We start from the raw sequence: 21876 nt of genomic DNA on the forward strand, positions 1-21876 counted from the left end.
CGGGCTTTCCCGAAAATCTATTATGAGCCTATTGCCTAGTCTTGGCTGCCCATGAAGGTGAGCAGGAACTGGAACATATTGATGAAGTCCAGATACAGGCTGAGCGCGCTCAGAACGATGGTCTTGCCCACCATATCCGTACCCGCAACATAGGAGTACATACTCTTAATCCGCTGCGTATCGTAAGCGGTGAGGCCTGCGAAAACCAACACACCAATGGCGCTGATCACCAGGTGCATCACGCTAGACTGAAGGAAGATATTGATCACCAACGCGACCAGAATACCAATCACGCCCATGATCAAGAAGCTACCCCAGCCGGACAGGTCTTTCTTGGTTGTATAGCCGTAGAGGCTCAGCCCTAGGAAGGCTGCGGAGGTTGCAAAGAATGTCTGTGCGATAGATGCGCCCGTATAGACCAGGAAAATGGTCGACATGGACAAGCCCATCAAGGTCGCGAAACCCCAGAACATTGCTTGCAACGTAAAGGTCGAAAATTTATTCTGGCCAAAGCTCATCGCAAAAACGATCGCGAGAGGCGATAGGATGATCAGCCATTTTAGTGGGCCACCACCGAACATGATCTCCTGCGCCATGCCGGAGCTCGCAAAGAGCATAGCGACAATACCGGTAAGCAGGACACCGCTCGCCATATAATTATACACTTTGAGCATGTAAGAACGCAGCCCCGCATCAAACGCCACATCCGTTTGTGCTGTGGCGCCCACAGCGGGCTGCCCAAAGGTTGTTCTTGGATCTTGCCAAGCCATAATTCCATACTCCTCAAATTAGCGAGCCAACAAACAGGCCCTATTGCTCACAATATCGGGTAATATGTCACATTTTTCAAGGAAAACCGCTTTGATCATCTAAAATAATCGAATTGGATTCGATAGATAGCATCTATCCCATCCTCCTATATGCCGTTTCTTTGCTGACCACGGCCTTAATAGCGCCAAATTGCGCCTTATTGGCTTATTTTAGCTAGTTTCAAGCCATTTGCGGATCGTCTTGGCGGCCTCCGTCACTTCGCCCCACGTCTGATCAAAGCCTTCTTCTGCTCCATAATAGGGATCGGTGACATCCTCTCCAGCCCGACCCGCGACATGGTCGAACAATAGTGACAATTTTGAAATCGCGCTTTCTGGGCGCATAGCCTCCAGATCTCTGAGATTTTGATTATCCAGCGCAATGATATGATCGAAATCGCGAAAATCGGATGTGGTCACCTGCCGCGCGCGCAAATGGCTCACATCTACACCGTTCCGCGCTGCCACGGCCACTGTGCGTTCATCGGGGGGCTGCCCCACATGCCAATCACTGGTGCCAGCGGAATCGACGATGACATTCATGCCAGAATTTGCGCATTCATGGCGCAAGGCCGCCTCGGCCAACGGCGATCGGCAAATATTGCCAAGACAGACGAACAGGACAGATTGACTCATAAAAATACTCTAAATTTTACCAGCAAGCCACGGTCGGCTCAGCGGCCGCCGATGAATATACCGCAGGCGACCCGTCCACCGCTTTCCCCGGATGGATCCGTCTTCAGGTCGTCCGGTCCGGCGTGCACCACAAAAGCAGCGCCATCGGCATCCAGCAGGGCACTTTCTGCACCACTAAGCATTGCGCCAGAAACGGTGGCTTCCAAAGCACCCGTTCCATCCGCCCCTATGTCGAGATTAAAGAAATCACCGGCATGGGCACCTTGCGGATTGTCAAAGCCATGTTGCTTACCCGCCGGGTTCCAGTGGCCACCGGCGGATTTGAAATCAGGGCCGTCGCATTTTCCAAACTCGTGAATATGCACGCCATGGGCGCCGGGCGTCAGGCCCTTGGCATTGATATTAACCAGCAGGCCAGCGTCACCTTGTGCGACAATTACTTCGCCATGTTGCGTCTCGTCCGCACCAATCAGCGCCGCGCGGGCGACATTGCCGCTTACTTCCCCGGGAGATTCCGTTTCCTGGCTGCATCCGGCGACCACAAGGGACAGCAGAAACACCCCCGATAGAGTGATGTGATGCTGGCGCACGAAGCTTCTCCTTGATTTCCTAGCTATGGATTGCATGGTAGCAGCCGATTCATCCGCTTGGAACCATTTGTTCCGTCCGCTTTCACTTTGCATCTCATTGGAACCATATTGCCGCATTCGCTCTATCTTATCGCCTTGGGTTCGAATCAGCGCCACCAGCATCTTGGTTTACCGCGTGATGTAATAGCAGGCGCCTTACAACGAATGGCTGAGCAAGGCCTGACCATCACAGAAACATCGAGTATAATCGCCTCCCGCCCGGTTGGTCCATCTCAGCGCGCTTATGCCAATGCGGTGGCGATCATAGAAACCGCGCATAACCCTGCTGCCTTGCTGCTGACGCTCAAACGCATCGAAGCGGAATTTGGCCCCCGCCGCGGACAAGCCTGGTCGCGCCGGGTTCTTGATCTGGACATCATCCTATGGAGCGGCGGCGCATTTGCAAGCGACTCCCCTGCCCTGACCATTCCGCATCCCTTGATGCGCGAACGCCGCTTTGTTCTGGGTCCGGCAGCGGAAATTGCAGGCGATTGGCGCGATCCGTTGACCGGCCGAACGATCGCCCAATTGGACGCCCGCAACCGGCGACAAAAAAAACGATCGGAAAAAGCGCCAAAGCCGCTTGACCATGCAACAAAGCGCCACTAGGGAAGCGCTTCCCGAAGGCTTTGTGCACTGCACCAACCTGTTGAGGGGGCCCTTAGCTCAGTCGGTAGAGCAACTGACTTTTAATCAGTAGGTCGCTGGTTCGAACCCAGCAGGGCTCACCACTAAATCAGCCATTCTGGCTGATTTAGTGGTCCATATCATCTTCTCATGTCCGTCCTATGTCCCGTCCCCGAGCACCCCACTGTTGGTCGGGCACCAAGGCTCTTTGGCCCCTGTTCGCGGCATGGAAGATCATGTCTCCCGCCAGACCTGGATCGACGTGGCAGGATTCAGGAACTGAGATAAGCGATCGTGCGACGATGGAGCTGCGCCGCATGGGTTAGAATTGATTTCCGCCATAGCTGATCGTCCGGATAGAAGGCTTGGATCGCTTCTTGCCGAAGAACCGCGCTGTCCTGCTTGGTAACCGGTGCATTGCTGCGCAGGAATCGATCAATCAGCAGCGCCCTGAACATTGTGTCGATTTCGTATGTTCCCCATTCGATTACCGCGCTCAGCACCGAATTGATCCCGGCCTCTCGCATGGCGTTCTCAACAGCGGAAATGACAAGCCCGTTATGGGAAATGGTAACGCCCTCCCCATAAATATCGTCTGCATTGACATAAGCCTCGCCCCAGCAGGCAACCCCCTTGTCATATGCAGGTCCTGGAGAATTGGGATTGACGATGATGAAGGGCACACCAAAGTCCCCTATGCCCGTGTGCCAGTCTATCGCGACCACCTTTTTTGCCGCACCAGCATAGGTCCGCACGATATCGATCAATGTCCGGTAGGACCAGCAATCTCTCGTTCCGCCATAACTCAAACCATCGGGGAATTCATATTGCCCGGCCGCAAAGCCTTCCAGGCCCTGCCCGGCTCCGCGCTGCTCACAAAATCTGTGGAATGCAGCGAGCGCTCTTTTAAGACCTGATGCGGAGGCATCTTCGCCAGTAAGCAAGGGATGTAAATCCCGATAATTCTCGTTCTGGGCCAACGACATTGAACGCTTAAAACAATTGCGGTTCACATCGATATTATATTCATCCCCGCGCGTGCCATGAGCCCAGCCATAGGGATTGATGGCATGGACCAGTACAATAGAAACGTCTGGCGGCAGGGATTGCGGGCCACCATTATCCAACCAATGCAGGAACGTGGCCGCGCCTGCCGCTGCCTCGAGTCCGTGCGTGCCGCAAATGAAGAAGCCCAAGCGAGCAGCATTTGCAGGCCCGAACCTGACCACATCCGTTACCAGCGCTTCCCCATCCGGCCCGAACTGATCCGGATGCTTGAAGCTCTCCACCTGTGCATTCATCCGGCCACAGGCCGCGAGGAAGCGCTTGCGCCCTTGACTGTAGCTGAGGGAGAAATAGCGACCAATTGAGGGGTTGTCATACTGATCCTTCATCCGGAAAATCCTTTTAACAATACTTTTATGGTGACCGGAAAAGCGGTCAGATCAGCGACCTGAGAAATGAATGCAGAAGCGCGTTGAACCGATCGGGATCGTGAAGAAATGGCGCGTGCCCGCAACCAGGCAAAATGCATGGCTGGTCATTCCAAAGATTATGCCATTGCACATTCTCTACAAAGTCGATCCGGGCAAGCTTGTCTTCAGCCCCCATCACGCAGGCAATAGGCGCGTGCCATTGGGCGATGACTGCCATCTGATCAAATCCACCTGTCCCCGCCGCCCAATGCGCACCCATGATCTCACGGGCCCGTCCATCGGCACGAATAGCAGCATCTGCGAAGCAGGACGGCATCGGATCCAATGGGCCAACCGCATCGTCCAGAAATTCAAGCATCGCCTCTGCCGGGGCATCCCCTTCCATGGCAGGCGATGTGAGAGCCCTATCCTGAAAGGCGTCTGCAAAATGCTGCGTTCCCGGCCCCACCGGAGGAGTGCCGACCAACATTATTCCGGATATGCTGGCGTCGCGACCTGCAAGTTCCAATGCGATATTGCCGCCAAGAGACCAGCCCAGCACCGCAGGACGTTTAATCTCGAGGCTATCCAGCAGTTTCCAAACCAGATCCGCATAGCCAGGAATGGTGTACTGCCGATCAATATCGCTGGCGTCGTCCGAAGCGCCGTGGCCTGGCAGATCAATCGCCAGCAATGACCAGTCGCTTTCCATCAGGCCATCAAATTGATGATAAAATACTTCCTTGCAGAGGGAGTTTCCGTGAAGCAGCACCAGATAATGCTCGTTCCCTGGCAGTTCCCAATAGCGAAGCGAGACGCCATCAATTTCCCTGACGCGTTCCTCTCCAACCCGCCGCAAGCTTGCCGCATTGTCGATCGATATCTCCGGATCGCTCATTGCCTTGGCCTTGTTCCGTCAGTCAAAGTCATAGACGATGCGAAGACCAAATCGACGAGGCGGCTGCGTTATCGAGAACGGTCTTGGTTGAGCAAAGAAGAATGCATTGAAGACCCGCGTTTCGATAAACTCATCGGTGACATTGTCGACAAACAGATCGAAGCGGAAATTCTCGTGCTGAAGTGAGGCAGACAGATCGAATAACTCATAGGAATCGACCGCAAATTGTTGATCCACATCGACACCGCTGCCCGACAGGATATCACCCACATGCCGGAACCTGGCACCCAGTGTCAGATCACCGAAATCACCAATCGGAATGATTGCATCGGCATAGAGTTCCGCTGTCCATTCCGGTACAAACGGGAAACGCTCACCCGACCGGTCGGCGCCCACCGTATCGAAATAGTTCCGGTATTTAGCATTGGTGTAACCAACATTGCCGCCTAATTTGATCCATGGCGAAGGACGAATAGCCACATCCAGCTCGAACCCTTCAGACCGACTGGCACCCGCATTACCAACAGATGCGACGGGCAGGTTCGGGTCACCATTGAGGAACACAATGGTCGAAAGCTGCTGGTCCGAAATATCAATGCGGAAAAGGGCCAGATCGAAATCCAGTATTCCGCCAACCGAAGCCCCTTTCAGGCCAATCTCGTAATTGTCCGAGGTTTCCGGTCCAAAGGAAATGTTCGTTGTCGCGCTGGCCGGAGCGAGCGGAAAACCGCCAGCCTTGAAGCCCCGCGCATAACGAGCATAGGCCGTAACATCTGGAGACAGGTTGGCCCGAACGGAAACGGTTGGCGAGACATTGGAATCACTGAGCGATCCGGCGCCTGTTTCGCTAATCGCAACGATGCCAGGCAAAGCGAAGTCCAGGGTCACTTCTGAATCTACCGATTCACGGGCGAAGCGTAGGCCACCCGCGATTTCCAGCCAATCGGTCAGGCTCCATTGCAGATCGGCGAACAGCGCGAAACCGTCACGAGTCAGATCCTGACGCTGCGCATCAACCGTCAGACCACCGGGAAACGCATCAATGTCGAGCAGTTGAACGGAACGGTCCGTCAGGGAATCTTCACGAAAAACGTAACCACCAACCAGCCAGCTTAAAGAATCTCCTAATTCTCCGGCCAGTCTGACCTCCTGAGAATAGATTGTCTGATTGCTTTGAATGTCTTGGAGGTTCGGACTGCGCTCAGGCGAACCATCAAAGTCAAACGGGAGCTTCGTTGATACATCGCGGAACGCCGAGATCAAAGTAAGCGCAACATTTCCAAAGTCGTTCTCTATGGTCAGCGCGCCGCCGAAATTCTCCGTCTCACCGTCAATCTGGAATTCGCTACGGACAATATAGTCCTGTATTCCGCGAGGTACGCCGGGATATCCGTCAAGGCCACTTCTGCGTGATCCGTCTAAAGCAAGATTGATGTCCAGATTGTCATCCGGATGATAACGCAAGGCGATGCGGCCGGACACCTTGTCTCCACCATTCGCGGAAACAGAGCGTCCCTGACCATTAGCGCCTGCCACATTGGCCACCACGGGATTGCGCAGATAGCCGTCAGTTGTCGAAATATCAGCGGCAATTGAGCCGAAGAAGCTATCGCTGAGCGGACCTGAGACCGAAGCCTGGGCGCGAGCTGTTTCAAACTCATCAAATGTAAAGGCAACACGGCCGCGTGTTACTTCGTCCGGACGCCTCAAAACGATGTTAAGTGCACCGCCCTGAGTGTTGCGTCCAAACAGGGTTCCTTGCGGGCCGCGCAATACCTCTACACGCTCCACATCCATAAAGCCGATATCAAATGAAAGCGACGGCACGAACGCTCCATCCACAAACGTGCCCACTGCTGGCGTACCGGCACCTTGCGCACCAACACCGCGAATCGCGATGTTGAGAAAATCATTGCCCGGCGAAAGCACGTTAGAACTGAGCGAGAGATTTGGTATACGCCCGACTAGTCCTTCGACATTGTCGATACGTTCGTTGTCCAGCGTTTCTGCGGAAAGGACCTGCACCGAAAGCGGTGCATCAATTGCTCGCTCCTCCCGTTTGCGCGCGGTGACAACGATTGTACTTTCACCGTTCTCTTGCTCGGCAGTTACAGCTTGCGCACGCGCATCTGACGAAACCCCTGCAAGCGATATTCCAAGAGCGAAGCTCGCGGCGGTTACAAGAAATCCTGACTTCATTTGCTTTCTCCTTACACCGGTGATCAATCGTCCGAAAGAAAGTTGAGCGACCACATTGCATGTTAATATAATTAACATTGGATTGTTAACTTGATTAACATTAGGATGTCAAGAGCCACTGAAATCATCCAGACTTTGGTGAGGAAATCAGATAGGAATGCGCCATGGGCACGCCGCCTCGAAAATCCACGCAACCTCTCAGGAAGAAGAGCTATCATCATGGCGACCTGCGCAATGCCATCATCGATTCCGTTGCCAAACTGATTGAGGACAAGCGCAGCCTGGCATTCCAGCTAAAAGAGGTCGCCAATCTTGTTGGCGCCACGCAGCCTGCCATTTATCGGCATTTTGAGGGCAAGGACGACCTATTGGTTGAGACGGCTCTGCGAGGATATAGACTCCAGCGTGAAATGCGCGAACAAGCCATAGAAGCAACAGGCGGCACAGCGCTCGAAGGCATCATCGCCATTCTTGAGGCTTATGTGCTGTTCTCAGTCCGAAAGCCGGGATTTTTCCTGCTCATTAAAAACCTAGAAACAAATGAGATTCTCTCCTCGTCATCTTATCTGGAGGAGCGCAAAGTTTCGATAAGACGCATCACTAACCTTATCGAAGACTGCATTGAGGATGGCCTTTTCAGCGAAACCGACACGGAAATCGCGCACTCCACCCTACAATCTGCTGCCTATGGCCTTGCCCATTTATACATTACCGGTCAGATTCAATTGATCGCGAGCAAACAAGCAGATGACCCGGAACTTCCAAAACGCGTTTTTTCTCGCTGCCTCTCCGGACTACTCTCCGAAGCAGGCAAGAAGGAGTTTGCTCATATCTCAGATAATCTACGACCATTGATTTAGCTATGGGAGCCTTGTTTCTGCTTAGGATAGAGAGAAAATCCAGAAATCCGGTTTCTTGGGAACCATATGGGTATCAGACGACTGCAATCATATGATTGCATCTGGAACGACTTGGTTGGACTTAGTGATCTCAATCATTTCGAAAACAAAGAATGATGAACGAAGTCTTGTAGAGATCAGTATCGGCAACCAGTCATTAGAATATCACATGGATACGGCAACCGCTTCAGGTTTTGAGGCTCCCGAGAATAGCCGACAGCATAGTTTTGAAAACATCCTCATCGACCGGAGCAATAGCCTCAAGCTCACCGGGACCGCTTCTCGGTTTGAAAGTGAGCATAAGGAACTGGTTCGGATTGATAAGCTTGAATTTTCCAGATTGGACTGCCGGCAATCATAGATCAGAACATGTGCTTAGTCACCGCTTCAAAGCTAATCAAAGAGTTGAGATTTTTCAAAATCCGACACTAGTTCGTCGACAAGATCAGGATTGGCGAACCAGCGGCTAAGCACTTCGCGCGGCTGGGCATCTTCGGGCAAATCAGACCTTCTTACAAGCCGTAACCAGGACCTCCGCGCTTCGTCTTTCTCTCCCAGCATCGCTGTGGCCAATATATAGCTCAACTCCAAGCCTGGCGTGGCGCTGGGCGCCGAATCCAGATATGCTGAAGCGAGTTCTTGGGCCTCTTTGGCCTCCCCTCGCCTCAATTTTTGTATTGCCAATGTCGCCGCAACTGCCAGATCCGCATTCGGATCCATTTCCAAAGCCCTCGCGGAATATTCTTCGCCTTCCGGCATATCACATGCGAGCATATAGGTGCCCAGATGGCCCATGATTCTGGAATTCAATGGATTGTAGCTTACGGCCCGCTTCCCCCAAGCGACGCCTTTACTGCAGTCACTTTCAAAAAAAGCACTCTGCGCCACCGCAAATGTTGCTGTTGCGCTATTATGGTCTAATTGCGCGGCCCGCTGCGCAAAATCTTTACCCTTGCCATCAATCAGACGCGCATATCCTAATCGTTCAGAAATGTTTTGAGCGACGGCAATCATGCTCAACAGATAAGCTTCATTGGGGAATTGGCGAGCAGATTCCCCCATACATTTCAAAGTGGGTTTTAGCAGCGCCGTATCGCGATAGCGCAAATATTGATGAAACTGGAGCAGGCATGGATATCCCGCAGTAAAGTCATCTCTATATTTTGATAATTCATGCTGCGCGATTTTTCCATAGGGGCTCGCTATAGCAAGCACGGCTTTGTCTAGCTCAGCTTCCCGTTCTTCGGTTGTTGCCATACTAATTCTGTTGGACCACAGCACCTCTCTGCTGGCGCTATCGATCAGGCGAAGCTGAATGTTATCCGCCGCTTCGTTCAAGCTGGATGATTCAAGCAGATAATGTGAAAATTGTGTCGGATCGGCACTTTCATCAAACACACGTACTTGGTCGAATTTTTCCAGCGTGCCCCCCAAATAGCTAAGGGCCATTTCAATTTTCGCGCGCGATGAAGGGTCAGCAATCGCTTCTGGCCCTTTTACGATGATGGCCGGATATTCAATAGAAGTAGCGACCATGGCTTTCGGTCTTTGCAGATAGAAAACCGTAGCAACGGCAAGTGCGATGACCCCACCCAAGATTGCGAACACAAATCCACGACCAGCAAACCAAGGCGGTTTGGCTGCACCTTCTTCTTCTAAATCAGCCTCATCAATTTCATCACTAACATCATCTTCCGGTTCCGTAGGCTCACCTGACCGGTCGTCCGCACTATCTCCCAACTCGTTGGGGCCCAAAATAATCTCATAATGCTGATAGGGTATGGAAAGCCGATGCTCGCTATTCTCGCGCAAATAGAAATGATCGAGCATTCGGCGTAGGCGTCCGATCTGGACCCGCGGATAGCTATCAATCTGGGTGTTAAATCCATCGTCGCGGCCAAGAGCATCTACAGCAACGGCGTATGCGGTCAACGGCTGGCCATCATCCAACAGCTTGTGATCAACCAAAAAATGTAGAAGCTTGCTCATGGTTGGAGAGCGCGCGAACTCAGGACTACATAGCAGCCGGTCACGCTCTAAACATAGCTGTAGCTTCTCCCCTTCATTCAAAATTGCTAAAGCCCTTCCCATTATTTCAATCGCTACCTGGTCTGATTTTTGCGACGAAAATCATATTCAATTCGTATAACTAGCAGATCACATTCAAATGTTGAAAATAATCAACGCCAAGTCATTCACATTTTCGGTCCTTCGGCTCACTTAGATCAACAAAACAACCAAAAATTCCTAGAACCTGACCATCCCCTCCGATCTGGCAAGTTCCGCGGACCAGAACAGGAAGTTCATTTCCATATTCGGTGATGATCCGCGTGCGAAATTCAAAGTCCTCGCCCTTTTCCAATGCTTGATCCACGGCCGACTGAACCATCGGGCGAGCATCGGGGTGATAATAATGCAGCATATTGTCCAGCGGCGGATCCCCAAGAGAATGGCGCCGTTCATGCATGTCGAAAACATAATCCGACCATTTCACGACTTCTGCTCTAACATCCCAGTGCCAAGAACCAAAGCGTCCAACATCTTCCGAAATTTCAAGGGTCAGCTTGCAACGATCAAGTTCAAGCTCAATGGCTCGCAATTTGTCTTGCATATCCCGCCAACGCAAAACCAAAAATGCAAGGGCCACCACCGAAAGAAATGCCAGGAAACAATAGAAATATCCTGATAACATAGTTGCCAATATATCCTCGCCTGTATCGAAAAATGCATCCTAACCTAATATTCGCCAATCACGGTACAACCGGTGCGAAAAAGGCTGATAGCATAGTTTCGTGTTGTTATTGCATGATATTCAATCTCACCGCATATTCCTAATATCTCCATAATGCCATTACACATCAACTATCGCATCCAATTCCAATGGCTTTGCACAATCAAAATAATGACAGATATTTTCAGATTCAATACGCTCTGCGCTGGGGCGTAAGAGACAAGAATTAGCCCATTTTTTCAGCCATCCCGACACCATCAAAAACTGTCATAATTTCGTCGATCAGAAATGGGCTAACGATCCAGCGACTAAGCACTTCCCGCGCCGGGCTTTTTTCCGTTAGGCCATAACGTCCCGTCAAAATTTTCCATGCCCGTCGAGCTTCCTCCCTATCATCAAGCATCGCCGATGACAGAATATAGGTTAGTTCAAGACTAGGATCATATCGTGGAGAAGAGGCAATATATTCCGATGACAATTGCTTGGCGGCTTCGGCATCTCGCCGCTTTAGCATCTGGAATGCCACTGCTGCAGCAACCGTCAAATCTGCATTGGGATCTAATTCAAGCGCGCGAGCCGCATATTTTTCACCATCGAGATCTTTGCAACCGATCATATAGAGGCCAAGATATCCCGATATTCTTGGGTCTTGCGGGTTTAATTGTACCGCCTTTTTCCCCCAAGCCGCGCCAGTAACACAATCCCCTGCAAGAAAAGCAGACTGCGCTATTACAAAATTGGCCATCGCGCTGTGATGATCTAGAGCCTCTGCTTGCCTAGCAATGTCCATGCCCGAATATTTGGATTCAAAATCAAAGCCTCGCTGCATATTTGCACCAAATGCCAATATGCTCAATAGATGGGCATCATTTGGGAAAAGGCCGACCGAGTTCTCCAAACATTCAAGCACCGGTTTCCGTTTCTGCGGTTCACGATACCGGATGTATGAATCAAATTGCAGCAAACATGGATATCCAGCAGAATAATCGTCTTTCAATTTTGACATCTCAATCTGAGCGATTTCACCGTGACTCCCGACGAGTGCAACAACCGCCTTGTCTAGTTCCAACATCAAAATTCCTTCATCGGCTAAAGGAAGTACTTTCGACCACATTATCTCGCCACTGCCCCTATCCAGCAGCCGTAGTTCCATTTGATCTTCGACTTGATCTGCCGCAGCGTCCAAGAAACGCAACCGAATAACATAAGGGGAATCTTCCGACGGGTCCGGTCGCATATCGAATATTCTGACTCCCCCAAAACCGTTCAAGCCACGAACCAAATGATTGCTGATCGCTTTGGTACGTTCAGCTGATTCCGAACCGGGTTGAGCCACTGGGAAATCCAAAGCCACTCTCGGATAGTCTATCTCGCCGTCTTCCCTTTCTAAAAGAAAAAGATAACTCCACATGCTCAACAACAACAGAAGGATGGAAATGCCAAGGATATTGCTGAAACGTCTCCGCGAACGACGCTGGCTTGCGGTTCGCACACCCGACCGCTGCCCCGCCCTAGATTGATGTGATGTTGACGCTCTGCCAATTCCTTCGCCTGAAGCCCCACGGCGTCCGATTAGCATTGTTTGACTTTTCGAGCACCGCCCATTGGGTTCCAGAATAATTTCATATTTACTCGGAGCCAGGGAGAGACGGTTTTCTCCTCCGTTCCGTAAATAGAAATTCTCAAGCATCCGACGCAAGCGTCCCATGAGAACACGCGGGTAGCTATCGGTCTGAGCATCAAAATCTTCATCGCGACCCAGTGCATCAGTCGCGATTGTATAAGCTTTCAAAGGAACTTTATTGCCGGATAGCTTGTAATCCACCAAAAACCGCAAGAGCTTACACATCCTCGGCGACCGAGCAAACTCGGCATCGTTTAGCAGGCGGTCACGCTCCAAACATATTTGCTGCGAGGTTGCGTCATCCATCCGTTAAAATCACCCTTCACTCGACCATTCGACGGTCAACGGCATTTGGGACCAAGCTTGTTCCAAACAAGAACATCGTAACATCTTGTAACATAGCTTATGTTAACGGATCGTTCAAACGATGAAAGCTGGTCCGAATTCGGATGTTGATAGCAAGCACGCGCTGACGGCCGGACGCGAACCAAATTCTCAATAGAAAGACCGATCATCAGCCGCGACTAGAACCGCGTGAATGCTATAGCGGAAAGCCGCCTATGCTGACTAGAGCTGCCGCCAAGTTAAGATTGAGCCGCCGCCCGTTCTTCATCAAAGGCGCGCAACACAATTGCTCCGATCGATAGCTCGACATCGTCAGCATTTCTTATGCTAACTTTGTAGAAAAACTTCGAAGTGGCTTTAAACTGATTCAACGCTTCCGCTGCAGAATCCATAGTATCGATGAGAACTTCTTTTCCCAGATCATCATGACCGATAATTTTGAACGGTAGAGCATCCTCTGCCTGACGGGGCACATTACCCGACTCTGCACCCTTGTTGAGAGCCTGAAGTTCGCTTTCATCGATTTTTGCAGTCTGGTAAAAAGTCGACAACCAAACCATCAAATCATCCAGCCGAAGCCTTTCGGAGAAGGCAATTCCGACACGGACGCCGAGCTGCCACCTTATGGTGCCATCGATATCCAATAAATCTGGTACCGAAAGCCGGACCTTCTTGCCGACCTCAAACGTATGATCCGTTCTTACACAGACACCTGCCGGCGAAATGTCACAAATATCCGCGCTGATTATACGCGCACCCTGATAGAGGTTTATCGGGTGTTTCATCTCGACGCGCGGCAAGCGCGGCACCCGTCCTTTTTTTGTTTCAGTTGGCTTCGCCAGCACTTTGGCTACATTAATCGGTTCAAAAAATTCGACACCCACCAATGTATTCTTGCGCCAACGCACTGCCCCGCTGAGTTCTTGATCCTCGGTCAAAATGGCAGAAACGCTATCACCCAGTTCAAACACAGGGTTCACTTCTATCATCATACCAGTGGCTGATAGGTTTTTGATGAACCCCCAACCCTCTCCGGATTCTGCCTTAATCTTCGCGAGACGCAGCATCGCAATATGCCGGTCCTGTCTCCTGCGATCCACTTCTTCGGCAATCTGGTTTGGTTGCGGGTCATCCATCATGTCAGGTTCAGTCGCATTTTTCATCTACTTTACCTTCATTCTGTAGCGTATCGAAAATCGTTCATACTTTCCGCTCGTCGGCAGCAACGCGCCCCTCAGTCGAAGTTTTATATGCGTAACCGTCTGATCGAAGCCATCGGCATCCGCGAAAGGAATATAGTCGAACGTTTTTCCGCCATCGCTAGAAAACTCGATCGAATCTTTTGCACTATCCAAGCTGTCAAAACTGAATTTTAGACCACTGTCATTATCCGTGAATACGGCAGGACCAGCGCCAGTCTGCGCTAGATCACCGACAAATAGAGAAAGATGTTTGGGCACCATATCAACGACCGCAAATGACGTGGCGGGTGACCCGCTCTCGCCAGGTCCGGTGACGGTTACAAAGAAGTCAACAATCGCACCGGGAACTGCACGGGCGGAATCGTCGATCCCAACCGAGCTCGCTACAATGTCACTCGACAAAGCGATCGCGAGACTCTCGCTTGGACCGGCATCCGCATATACCGGTGCCGGTGCGGTAAAGAAGGTCAATGCAATCACCCACGGCAGGACATGGGGTAGCCATTTCATATTTTGGCATCCCTGACCAAAATGTGGCGTTAGCGCTTCACATCCCGCGTTGGTTTTCTGCATGATCTTTGCCTTTTTTCCAATAACTCAACTACACTTCGACAAGTCCGCAATTCGTAAGATATTCTCACAACTCTATTGCAAGAGGAAAACCCTGGGCATCTGTCCGATGATGGAGTGGACAGTATGACTATCCACTCCATCAGGAACATTCGGTAAGACATTGACCAGAACAGCCTACCGGTACCGGGACAATTGTGGTGCTTAATTGGGTTACCACAGGCAAAAGCTATATTGCCCCACTTGCCCATCATTTGTGTCGCATCTTGACGACAAAAGGCAGTTAGACACGGCAAATGATACAGTGTGTTACCTTTGAGAACATACAAGGTTCTGGATTCATATGGTTTTTGCAATTTATAGAAAAGCGCAGATCAAGCAAATTTAATGCTTTCTTCATTTTCTTTAACAAATTTTACGAGATTTTGGCGCGCCAGCCAACGACGTTTAACGGGCTTCAATGGTTAATTTGCTGTAAATTTTGCCGGGCGATATCGATAACAGGTCCCATATCTACCGGCGCCAATGCAGATCAAATGACCACAATAAGAAACAGCAGCTTCATTATATGCAAAAACCAACAAATCGCTCTAGGCAATGGATCAAGCCGACAAAGCGCCTATTCCATCAATATTTATTCAGTTGTTGCTGCCAATATGGCTTGCGCGAAGCTGCTTAGCGTATCATCGCGCGCGCCCATGACAACGATACGGTCGCCAGGCTTGGCAATATCCAATATTCTGTCGCCGCAATCGGACCTGTCCGCTATATGCTCTGCGTTACCACCAGCAGCTCTAATCGCATCAACGATGGAGTCACTACCAAGAGTACGATCAACCGTCCCCCCGAAATAAACCGGATCACACAGAATGATGCGGTCATCATGGTCCAGATACTCAGTAAAAACGGTCGCAAGCTCGCCGCCCATTTTTTTAATGGGTCCAAACCCGTGCGGCTGAAAGAAAGCGACAACGCGGCCAGGAAAAGCCTTCAGCGTCCGAAGCGTAGCGGCAATTTTATCCGGATTATGACCAAAATCATCGATCACTGTAATATCATTCTTGGTCCCGACGATGTCGAACCGTCGAGCTAGTCCTTGAAAAGACCCAATTGCAGATATCGCTGTCTCCACCTTAACACCAATCGCACAAGAGGCCGCAATAGCCGCCATCGCATTGGCCATATTGTGCCGGCCCGGCACTTGCAGAGAAACGGTATAGTCTGTGCCTCCGGTCCGCAGGGTAAAGCTACTCCCAAGCGGTTGCTCTTGGATTTGCAACGCTTGATAGTCCGAACCTTCGGAAAAACCGATGCTGCTTGCATTGGACAAATGGACAGAGCTCACCAACGCACGCGACTCTTCGTCATCATGGTTCCAGATCGCATGCTGCGCTTTGGCGATGAAATTGCCAAACAAAATTCTCAGTTCTTCAAGGCTCTTGTGGTCCAAGCTCACATTATTGAGCACCGCAATTTCAGGGTCAAACAAAGCAATAGATCCATCGCTCTCATCAACCTCGCTGACCATCAATGGACCGGCACCGACGCGAGAGCTGGCAAACGGGGTGTCCGCATCAACAAAATTCTTCATGACCGCGCCATTCATGATCGCTGGATCACGGCCAGCCTCGGTCAATATCCAGCCAATCATACCCGTGACAGTTGATTTTCCGCTGGTACCACCAACTGCAATACTATGCTCTGCACTGTTAAAATGTTCTGCCAGGAGTTCCGCGCGCGTCATTCGCTTGCAACCCAGCGCGATGGCCTGCGCAACATCGGGCACGCTGTCTTCAATTGCGGCAGAAGCGATCAATATCTGGTTGCTATCGACCAGACCACTGCCATCCTGCTGAAACAGATGAACTCCACGATCTTGCAACCATTGGAACTTGTCCGCCAATCGCCCTTGATCCAAGGCCCGGTCCGAGCCGGCGACCTGCGCGCCGCCTGCTTTCACGATCATCGCCAAGGGTAACATTCCGGAACCGCCGATTCCACAAAAATAATAGGATTTGTCTTCACTCATTTTTTCGCGCTATTGCTTCTCAATCTATTTGGCAATGGCGCAAGGAACAAATTCGATCTCTTCAACAGTCCGCATCGGCATTTGTGCCCCGTCAACACCATTCACGCAAGAAGGTGCCGACCGCGTCCAAGCGCTCGCTACCAAGGAATTTCCACAGGCTGAATTGATATTCAGCGATCAGTGTTTTTTCGAGCAGGGGCATTTCGCTGGCAGCGACAAGCAACGCACCGACAGTTTTGTTTCAATGGCCAATGACGCGAGCATGGATGCGATCTGGTTTGCCCGCGGCGGCTATGGGGCCGCGCGCATAACAGACGTAGCGATCAGTCAACTCAACGAAGTAGCAAAACATAAAATATATCTGGGATATAGCGACGCAGGCAACCTGCTCGGCGCGCTCTATCGTGCGGGCATTGGAGAGGTCACACACGGCCCCATGCCATCTGATATCGGCAGGTCTGGCGGCGATGAAGCCATTCGCAGATCGCTCGATTGGATTGTGCACAGACGGCGAAAGGCACTGGAACCGGGCCTGTCGAACCAGGAAAAATACGCAGCGTTCAATCTCATGACCCTCTCGATGATGACCGGCACCGATTTCATGCCCAATCTACGAGATCACATTCTCATCGTCGAAGAGATATCCGAATATCTCTATGCCTTTGATCGCGCAATGTTTCACCTATGCAGCAATCTCACAGATCAAGGTCTAAGCGGCATTCAATTGGGTGACGTCAGCGATGTCCCGGAAAATGATCGGCCTTTCGGTGAAACTGCTGAAGATATCACCAAGCGATGGTGCAACAAAAATGGAATTGCCTATTTGGGCCGCGCAGAAATCGGACATAATGTTGACAATAAGATTGTACCCTTCGGGACTCTTAAGGTCTGATGAAAAGACCCGCTGCCGTCAGGAAGCTTTGTCGACCGCGATATTGTCTCGACCATGGGCAAGCTCGGGCACCAGAGACTGCAAAATATCAAGCGCTTCCGTCTTATCGCGACAACCCCTCATACGCGCGATCAAATCATCCATTTTTTCCTGATCGATATGGAGTTCATGAGCCTTCATGATCCTCGGATGGGCTGTTGATTGCGGGTCATTGCCAATGATCAATTCTTCATAGAGCTTTTCGCCCGCACGCAATCCAACTTCGACGATTTCAATATCGCCATCGGGACTATTTTCGTCGCGTACCGTCAGACCGGATAGTCGAATCATGGTCTCTGCCAAGTCAAGAATTCGGACAGACTTCCCCATATCAAGCACGAATACTTCACCGCCCTTTGCCATCCCGGCAGCCTGAATCACGAGCTGAGCTGCCTCCGGAATGGTCATGAAATAGCGAGTCACATCACGATGCGTAAGCGTGATAGGCCCACCTTGTTCAATCTGCTTGCGAAACAAGGGGACAACCGAGCCGCTCGAACCAAGGACATTGCCAAACCGTACCATCGAGAATCTAGTGGCGCTGGCCGTTTCCGCAAGATTTTGAATCACTTGCTCTGCAGCCCGTTTGGATGCCCCCATCACATTGGTCGGCCGCACCGCTTTATCTGTGCTAATCAGAATGAAGTCACTCACCTGCGCCGCATCAGCAGCAGACGCCAATGCCTGTGTTCCCAAAATATTGTTTCGCATTCCCTCTATCGGGTTAGCCTCGACAAGCGGCACATGTTTATACGCGGCGGCGTGGAACACCGTATCAGGATTCCAAAGCGCGAATATTTCACGCACTCTGTCTGAATCCAGCACCGATCCCAAGACCGGGACCAGATCCAAATGAGAGATGTTTTGACCGGCCATCAATTTTTTGAGCTCTTTTTCAATCTCGTAGAGCGAATATTCCGAGAGCTCGAACAAAATCAGCTGATGCGCCCCTGACTTCGCGATCTGCCGGCAAAGTTCACTACCGATCGAGCCCCCCGCTCCCGTCACAAGCACCGTCTTGCCGACTATAGTCCTGCCAAATAGCAACTCATTCGGGACCACCGGCTCTCTGCCGAGTAGATCTTCGATTTCCAATTCACGAATATCGCTAAAGGAAATTTTTCCGGTAATTATAGCCTGCATGTTTGGCAGTGTCTGCACGTGCACTTTAAAGGCGCGAATTTGATCGACAATTTCCCGTCGTTTCTTTCGGCTGATGCTGGGTAATGCCAACAATATGTCGGTTATTTGCTCCTTCTCGATCAGGTTGGACATATGCTGGCTCCAGAAGACTTTATCCCCATCCAGTTTCTGGCCATCAAGCCGCCGATCATCATCAACATAACCACACAAACGCATTGCCGGTTCGGATCGCAAAGATGCCGCGAGCTGCTGCCCCGCATTGCCAGCCCCATAGATCAGAACATTTTTGATTTCACCTACAAACCGGTTCCGGCCGAGGACATCGACCATTAAATATCGTCCAACTACTCTAGAAAAGCCGACCAAAATGAAGAAAACCACCGGTTGAATAAGCCCGATTGTTCTTGGCACACCGTCGATTCCAACAACAACGAACACGAAGCCCATTAGCACAGAGTAAAACGCAAAAGCGCGGGCCAATGTAATCATCATCCCGGTGCCCGCATAACGAAAAATCGCACGATAAACACCGTTCAGAATGAAAATCGGGAGCATCGTCAAGAGGCAAATCAGCAAGATTTTCTGAACGGCCATATCCCACAGAACCCACACACCAATGCGCAATGAATAAGCGATCCAAATCGACTGCACGCACAGTAAAATGTCGAGCAACGACACGATTGTTTTCTTTTTCCAGCGCGCAAGCTGGGCAAGTTTTTCCAACGATGATGGGATTAAGGCTGTAATATTTTCAAACATTCGATTCTCAAAAATTGGCATTCGATTTTCATAGCTGCGACGCCTAACGCTACATTTACCGGCCAGAATTGGTTTGGCCAAGTGATTTACGATAAGTAAGTTAGGATAGCCCTATAACAATTTGGTTATATGAAAACTGAATACACTCGATTTTTCGATTGTGAACGAGAGATAACTTGCAAAATCAATTGAAAAAACTAGTCGCACAGGACAGAACTATTGCATACTTAACCTCTAACAGGCCATGGTCGGCTAACCGACAGGCTTACGATGTTAAGATGCTAAAGATATGAGGGATTTAGATGAAAATTACAATGATCGGTTCTGGTTATGTCGGCTTAGTTTCCGGCGCCTGTTTTGCCGATTTCGGGCATGATGTTGTTTGCGTTGACAAAGACACGACCAAAATATCGAACCTGAACAAGAATATCATGCCGATCTACGAACCCGGCCTTGCTGATCTGGTCAAACGCAATGTCGATGCAAAGCGCTTGTCGTTTTCAACCGATCTCACGGCTTCGGTAAAAGAATGTGATGCGATTTTTATCGCGGTGGGGACGCCTTCGCGACGAGGTGATGGACATGCGGACCTCAGTTATGTTTATGCGGCAAGCGAAGAAATTGCTGATGCGATTACCAAACCGACCGTTGTCATAACGAAATCTACGGTCCCAGTCGGCACCGGCGATGAAGTTGAACATATTCTGAAAAAGAAACAGCCGCGGGAGCAGTTTTCCGTAGTTTCTAATCCTGAATTTTTGCGGGAAGGCGCCGCGATTAGCGACTTTAAACGCCCCGATCGCATCGTTATCGGAACTGAGGATGACTGGGCGAAAGATGTGATGAGCGAGATTTATCGCCCGCTTTTCCTCAATGAATCTCCCATATTGTTCACCGGACGGCGGACAGCCGAATTGACCAAATACGCTGCCAATGCATTTCTTGCGACGAAAATAACATTCATCAATGAGATCGCAGATCTGTGCGAGAAAGTGGGTGCCGATGTACAAGAAGTGTCCCGCGGAATCGGACTTGATAATCGAATTGGATCAAAGTTTCTGCATGCTGGTCCCGGCTATGGGGGCAGCTGTTTTCCCAAAGACACATTGGCTTTGATGAAAACTGCTCAAGATAATGATAGTCCAATTCGGATCGTCGAAGCCGTTGTGCAGGTCAATGATCAGCGCAAACGGGCAATGGGTCGAAAAGTCATCCAAGCGCTAGATAGCGAAGTTCGAGGCAAAAAAGTAGCTTTGCTTGGGCTGACATTCAAGCCCAACACCGATGATATGAGAGATGCGCCTTCTATTGCGATTGCACAGACATTGCTTGACGCGGGAGCAGACGTAAGCGCCTATGATCCCGAAGGCATGGAATTGGCGCTGAAAATCATGCCATCTGTCAAAATGGCGGCTAGCAGCTACGATGCGGCACAAGATGCAGATGCAGTTGTCATCGTCACCGAATGGGACGCCTTTCGTGCCCTGGATCTCAAAAAACTAGCGCAAGTCATGAAAGGCAACGTCTTGGTCGATTTGCGAAACATCTATAATCCATCCGAAGTTGCACAAACAAGTCTAGTGTATACCAGCATCGGGCGACATCAGTGAATCCTTGCTCTAAATCATGAAGCTGAAACGGAAACTCGTCGCAAAGCCATGGGGCCAGACCGTCTTACCCGATATATTTGGTGGCAGCAGCAAAAAGAAGATTGGCGAAGTCTGGTTTGAAGCCCCGGAGGGCATCACCCCTCAACTGATGACGAAATATCTTTTCACCAGCGAAAAGATGTCCATTCAGGTCCATCCCAACGATCGCCAAGCACGTCGCGTTGGTTTTCCCCACGGCAAAGACGAATGCTGGTTTGTCCTCGACGCGAAACCAGATGCTGTTTTGGGCCTTGGCCTAACAAAAACTGTAAGCCCGACGAAGCTCAAGACCGCTGCGATATTGGGAGAAATTGAACAGCTTGTTGACTGGAAGCCCGTTAAAAAGGGTGATTTTTTCTATGTCCCGGCAGGAACAATTCACGTCATCGGGGCGGATATTTCACTTATCGAAATTCAGCGGAATGTTGACGTCACCTATCGTATTTACGACTATGGGCGCCCTCGCGAACTCCATCTCGATGAATCCTTGGAAGTCGCCACGCTTGCTCCTTACGATATGAAACACTGCCGCGACATTCCCGCTGATCAGTCCGCCAGCATAACCGATAGCACGCCATTCGGTCTGTTTCAGGTTATTGGAGATGATAGCGAGATATTGTCGAACACCATCAGCAAGGAATGGCAAATCATCCCTTTAGAAGGATCGGTCACAGTTCGCGGAAAACTGATAAAAGCAGGGGAATGTGGAATCTGTCCGCGGCTATCCGATATTGACCTGTCGAAAAACAAAAAGGCCCTAGTCGCGTGCACAATGACCTAG

19 protein-coding genes and 1 tRNA gene are annotated in these 21876 nt (G+C 50.6%); 7 read left to right on the plus strand and 13 right to left on the minus strand.

All coding sequences use genetic code 11. The annotated features are described in order from the left end of the window. Positions 1 to 35: 35 nt before the first annotated feature. The 3 genes from ABJG22_RS11860 to ABJG22_RS11870 form a co-directional block, all read right to left on the minus strand. A complete protein-coding gene (locus ABJG22_RS11860; RefSeq protein WP_348020482.1) occupies positions 36 to 770 on the minus strand; it encodes a Bax inhibitor-1/YccA family protein in 735 nt (244 codons plus the stop codon). Positions 771 to 980: 210 nt separating this feature from the next. After that, positions 981 to 1445, minus strand: a complete 465-nt coding sequence (locus tag ABJG22_RS11865) for a low molecular weight protein-tyrosine-phosphatase (RefSeq protein ID WP_348020483.1) — start codon at positions 1443 to 1445, stop codon at positions 981 to 983. Positions 1446 to 1483: 38 nt separating this feature from the next. Continuing rightward, entirely contained in the window at positions 1484 to 2035 is a 552-nt protein-coding gene (locus ABJG22_RS11870) for a superoxide dismutase family protein (RefSeq protein ID WP_348020484.1), read from the minus strand. Positions 2036 to 2170: 135 nt separating this feature from the next. Here ABJG22_RS11870 and folK point away from each other — a divergent pair, with 135 nt between their 5' ends. After that, positions 2171 to 2683, plus strand: a complete 513-nt coding sequence (gene folK / locus ABJG22_RS11875; RefSeq protein ID WP_348020910.1) for a 2-amino-4-hydroxy-6-hydroxymethyldihydropteridine diphosphokinase — start codon at positions 2171 to 2173, stop codon at positions 2681 to 2683. A 46-nt stretch (positions 2684 to 2729) separates the two neighbouring features. After that, a tRNA-Lys gene (locus ABJG22_RS11880) sits at positions 2730 to 2805 on the plus strand. Between the two features lie 168 nt (positions 2806 to 2973). On the opposite strand, the gene ABJG22_RS11885 is transcribed toward ABJG22_RS11880, so the two are convergent. Genes ABJG22_RS11885 through ABJG22_RS11895 form a run of 3 tightly spaced genes read right to left on the minus strand, consistent with a single transcriptional unit; the run spans position 2974 to position 7213 of the window. Then, a complete protein-coding gene (locus tag ABJG22_RS11885) occupies positions 2974 to 4095 on the minus strand; it encodes a DUF2817 domain-containing protein (RefSeq protein WP_348020485.1) in 1122 nt (373 codons plus the stop codon). A gap of 46 nt (positions 4096 to 4141) precedes the next feature. Beyond that, a complete protein-coding gene (locus ABJG22_RS11890) occupies positions 4142 to 5014 on the minus strand; it encodes an alpha/beta hydrolase (RefSeq protein WP_348020486.1) in 873 nt (290 codons plus the stop codon). Positions 5015 to 5032: 18 nt separating this feature from the next. Next, positions 5033 to 7213, minus strand: coding sequence for a TonB-dependent receptor (locus ABJG22_RS11895; RefSeq protein ID WP_348020487.1), 2181 nt, complete (start codon positions 7211 to 7213; stop codon positions 5033 to 5035). Between the two features lie 164 nt (positions 7214 to 7377). Here ABJG22_RS11895 and ABJG22_RS11900 point away from each other — a divergent pair, with 164 nt between their 5' ends. Both ABJG22_RS11900 and ABJG22_RS11905 read left to right on the plus strand, forming a co-directional pair. Continuing rightward, a complete protein-coding gene (locus ABJG22_RS11900; RefSeq protein WP_348020488.1) occupies positions 7378 to 8073 on the plus strand; it encodes a TetR/AcrR family transcriptional regulator in 696 nt (231 codons plus the stop codon). A 91-nt stretch (positions 8074 to 8164) separates the two neighbouring features. Then, on the plus strand, positions 8165 to 8473 hold the full coding sequence (locus ABJG22_RS11905) for a hypothetical protein (RefSeq protein WP_348020489.1): 309 nt from the start codon (positions 8165 to 8167) through the stop codon (positions 8471 to 8473). Positions 8474 to 8505: 32 nt separating this feature from the next. Here ABJG22_RS11905 and ABJG22_RS11910 read toward each other — a convergent pair whose 3' ends face one another. The 6 genes from ABJG22_RS11910 to ABJG22_RS11935 form a co-directional block, all read right to left on the minus strand. Next, positions 8506 to 10101 carry a hypothetical protein gene (locus ABJG22_RS11910; RefSeq protein WP_348020490.1) on the minus strand — a complete coding sequence of 532 codons (1596 nt, stop codon included), beginning with the start codon at positions 10099 to 10101 and terminating at the stop codon, positions 8506 to 8508. Positions 10102 to 10303: 202 nt separating this feature from the next. Further along, positions 10304 to 10723, minus strand: a complete 420-nt coding sequence (locus tag ABJG22_RS11915; protein ID WP_348020491.1) for a PAS domain-containing protein — start codon at positions 10721 to 10723, stop codon at positions 10304 to 10306. A gap of 346 nt (positions 10724 to 11069) precedes the next feature. After that, positions 11070 to 12197: a hypothetical protein gene (locus ABJG22_RS11920; protein WP_348020492.1), complete on the minus strand. Its 1128-nt coding sequence runs from the start codon at positions 12195 to 12197 to the stop codon at positions 11070 to 11072. A gap of 854 nt (positions 12198 to 13051) precedes the next feature. Further along, positions 13052 to 13975 carry a PilZ domain-containing protein gene (locus ABJG22_RS11925; protein WP_348020493.1) on the minus strand — a complete coding sequence of 308 codons (924 nt, stop codon included), beginning with the start codon at positions 13973 to 13975 and terminating at the stop codon, positions 13052 to 13054. Further along, entirely contained in the window at positions 13976 to 14587 is a 612-nt protein-coding gene (locus ABJG22_RS11930; RefSeq protein WP_348020494.1) for a hypothetical protein, read from the minus strand. A gap of 631 nt (positions 14588 to 15218) precedes the next feature. Beyond that, a complete protein-coding gene (locus ABJG22_RS11935) occupies positions 15219 to 16613 on the minus strand; it encodes a Mur ligase family protein (RefSeq protein WP_348020495.1) in 1395 nt (464 codons plus the stop codon). Positions 16614 to 16647: 34 nt separating this feature from the next. Between ABJG22_RS11935 and ABJG22_RS11940 the strand changes: the two genes are divergently transcribed. After that, positions 16648 to 17505, plus strand: a complete 858-nt coding sequence (locus tag ABJG22_RS11940) for an LD-carboxypeptidase (protein ID WP_348020496.1) — start codon at positions 16648 to 16650, stop codon at positions 17503 to 17505. Between the two features lie 18 nt (positions 17506 to 17523). Here ABJG22_RS11940 and ABJG22_RS11945 read toward each other — a convergent pair whose 3' ends face one another. Beyond that, entirely contained in the window at positions 17524 to 19446 is a 1923-nt protein-coding gene (locus tag ABJG22_RS11945) for a nucleoside-diphosphate sugar epimerase/dehydratase (protein ID WP_348020497.1), read from the minus strand. A 302-nt stretch (positions 19447 to 19748) separates the two neighbouring features. Here ABJG22_RS11945 and ABJG22_RS11950 point away from each other — a divergent pair, with 302 nt between their 5' ends. Together ABJG22_RS11950 and ABJG22_RS11955 are read left to right on the plus strand one after the other, a co-directional pair. After that, positions 19749 to 21056, plus strand: coding sequence for a UDP-glucose/GDP-mannose dehydrogenase family protein (locus ABJG22_RS11950; protein WP_348020498.1), 1308 nt, complete (start codon positions 19749 to 19751; stop codon positions 21054 to 21056). 16 nt (positions 21057 to 21072) lie between these two features. Next, a complete protein-coding gene (locus tag ABJG22_RS11955; RefSeq protein ID WP_348020499.1) occupies positions 21073 to 21876 on the plus strand; it encodes a class I mannose-6-phosphate isomerase in 804 nt (267 codons plus the stop codon).

Origin of the sequence: Parasphingorhabdus sp., assembly GCF_039939955.1 — a bacterium.
GTDB lineage: Bacteria > Pseudomonadota > Alphaproteobacteria > Sphingomonadales > Sphingomonadaceae > Parasphingorhabdus.

Excerpts from the sequence above, each read along its gene's own strand:
- ABJG22_RS11905 (WP_348020489.1), top strand. The coding sequence starts at position 8,165 with ATGATTGCATCTGGAACGACTTGGTTGGACTTAGTGATCTCAATCATT.
- ABJG22_RS11885 (WP_348020485.1), bottom strand. The coding sequence starts at position 4,095 with ATGAAGGATCAGTATGACAACCCCTCAATTGGTCGCTATTTCTCCCTC.
- ABJG22_RS11910 (WP_348020490.1), bottom strand. The coding sequence starts at position 10,101 with ATGAGCAAGCTTCTACATTTTTTGGTTGATCACAAGCTGTTGGATGAT.
- ABJG22_RS11915 (WP_348020491.1), bottom strand. The coding sequence starts at position 10,723 with ATGCAAGACAAATTGCGAGCCATTGAGCTTGAACTTGATCGTTGCAAG.
- ABJG22_RS11890 (WP_348020486.1), bottom strand. The coding sequence starts at position 5,014 with ATGAGCGATCCGGAGATATCGATCGACAATGCGGCAAGCTTGCGGCGG.
- ABJG22_RS11955 (WP_348020499.1), top strand. The coding sequence starts at position 21,073 with ATGAAGCTGAAACGGAAACTCGTCGCAAAGCCATGGGGCCAGACCGTC.
- ABJG22_RS11940 (WP_348020496.1), top strand. The coding sequence starts at position 16,648 with ATGGCGCAAGGAACAAATTCGATCTCTTCAACAGTCCGCATCGGCATT.
- ABJG22_RS11895 (WP_348020487.1), bottom strand. The coding sequence starts at position 7,213 with ATGAAGTCAGGATTTCTTGTAACCGCCGCGAGCTTCGCTCTTGGAATA.
- ABJG22_RS11950 (WP_348020498.1), top strand. The coding sequence starts at position 19,749 with ATGAAAATTACAATGATCGGTTCTGGTTATGTCGGCTTAGTTTCCGGC.
- ABJG22_RS11925 (WP_348020493.1), bottom strand. The coding sequence starts at position 13,975 with ATGAAAAATGCGACTGAACCTGACATGATGGATGACCCGCAACCAAAC.
- ABJG22_RS11945 (WP_348020497.1), bottom strand. The coding sequence starts at position 19,446 with ATGTTTGAAAATATTACAGCCTTAATCCCATCATCGTTGGAAAAACTT.
- ABJG22_RS11930 (WP_348020494.1), bottom strand. The coding sequence starts at position 14,587 with ATGCAGAAAACCAACGCGGGATGTGAAGCGCTAACGCCACATTTTGGT.
- ABJG22_RS11865 (WP_348020483.1), bottom strand. The coding sequence starts at position 1,445 with ATGAGTCAATCTGTCCTGTTCGTCTGTCTTGGCAATATTTGCCGATCG.
- ABJG22_RS11860 (WP_348020482.1), bottom strand. The coding sequence starts at position 770 with ATGGCTTGGCAAGATCCAAGAACAACCTTTGGGCAGCCCGCTGTGGGC.
- ABJG22_RS11900 (WP_348020488.1), top strand. The coding sequence starts at position 7,378 with ATGGGCACGCCGCCTCGAAAATCCACGCAACCTCTCAGGAAGAAGAGC.
- ABJG22_RS11935 (WP_348020495.1), bottom strand. The coding sequence starts at position 16,613 with ATGAGTGAAGACAAATCCTATTATTTTTGTGGAATCGGCGGTTCCGGA.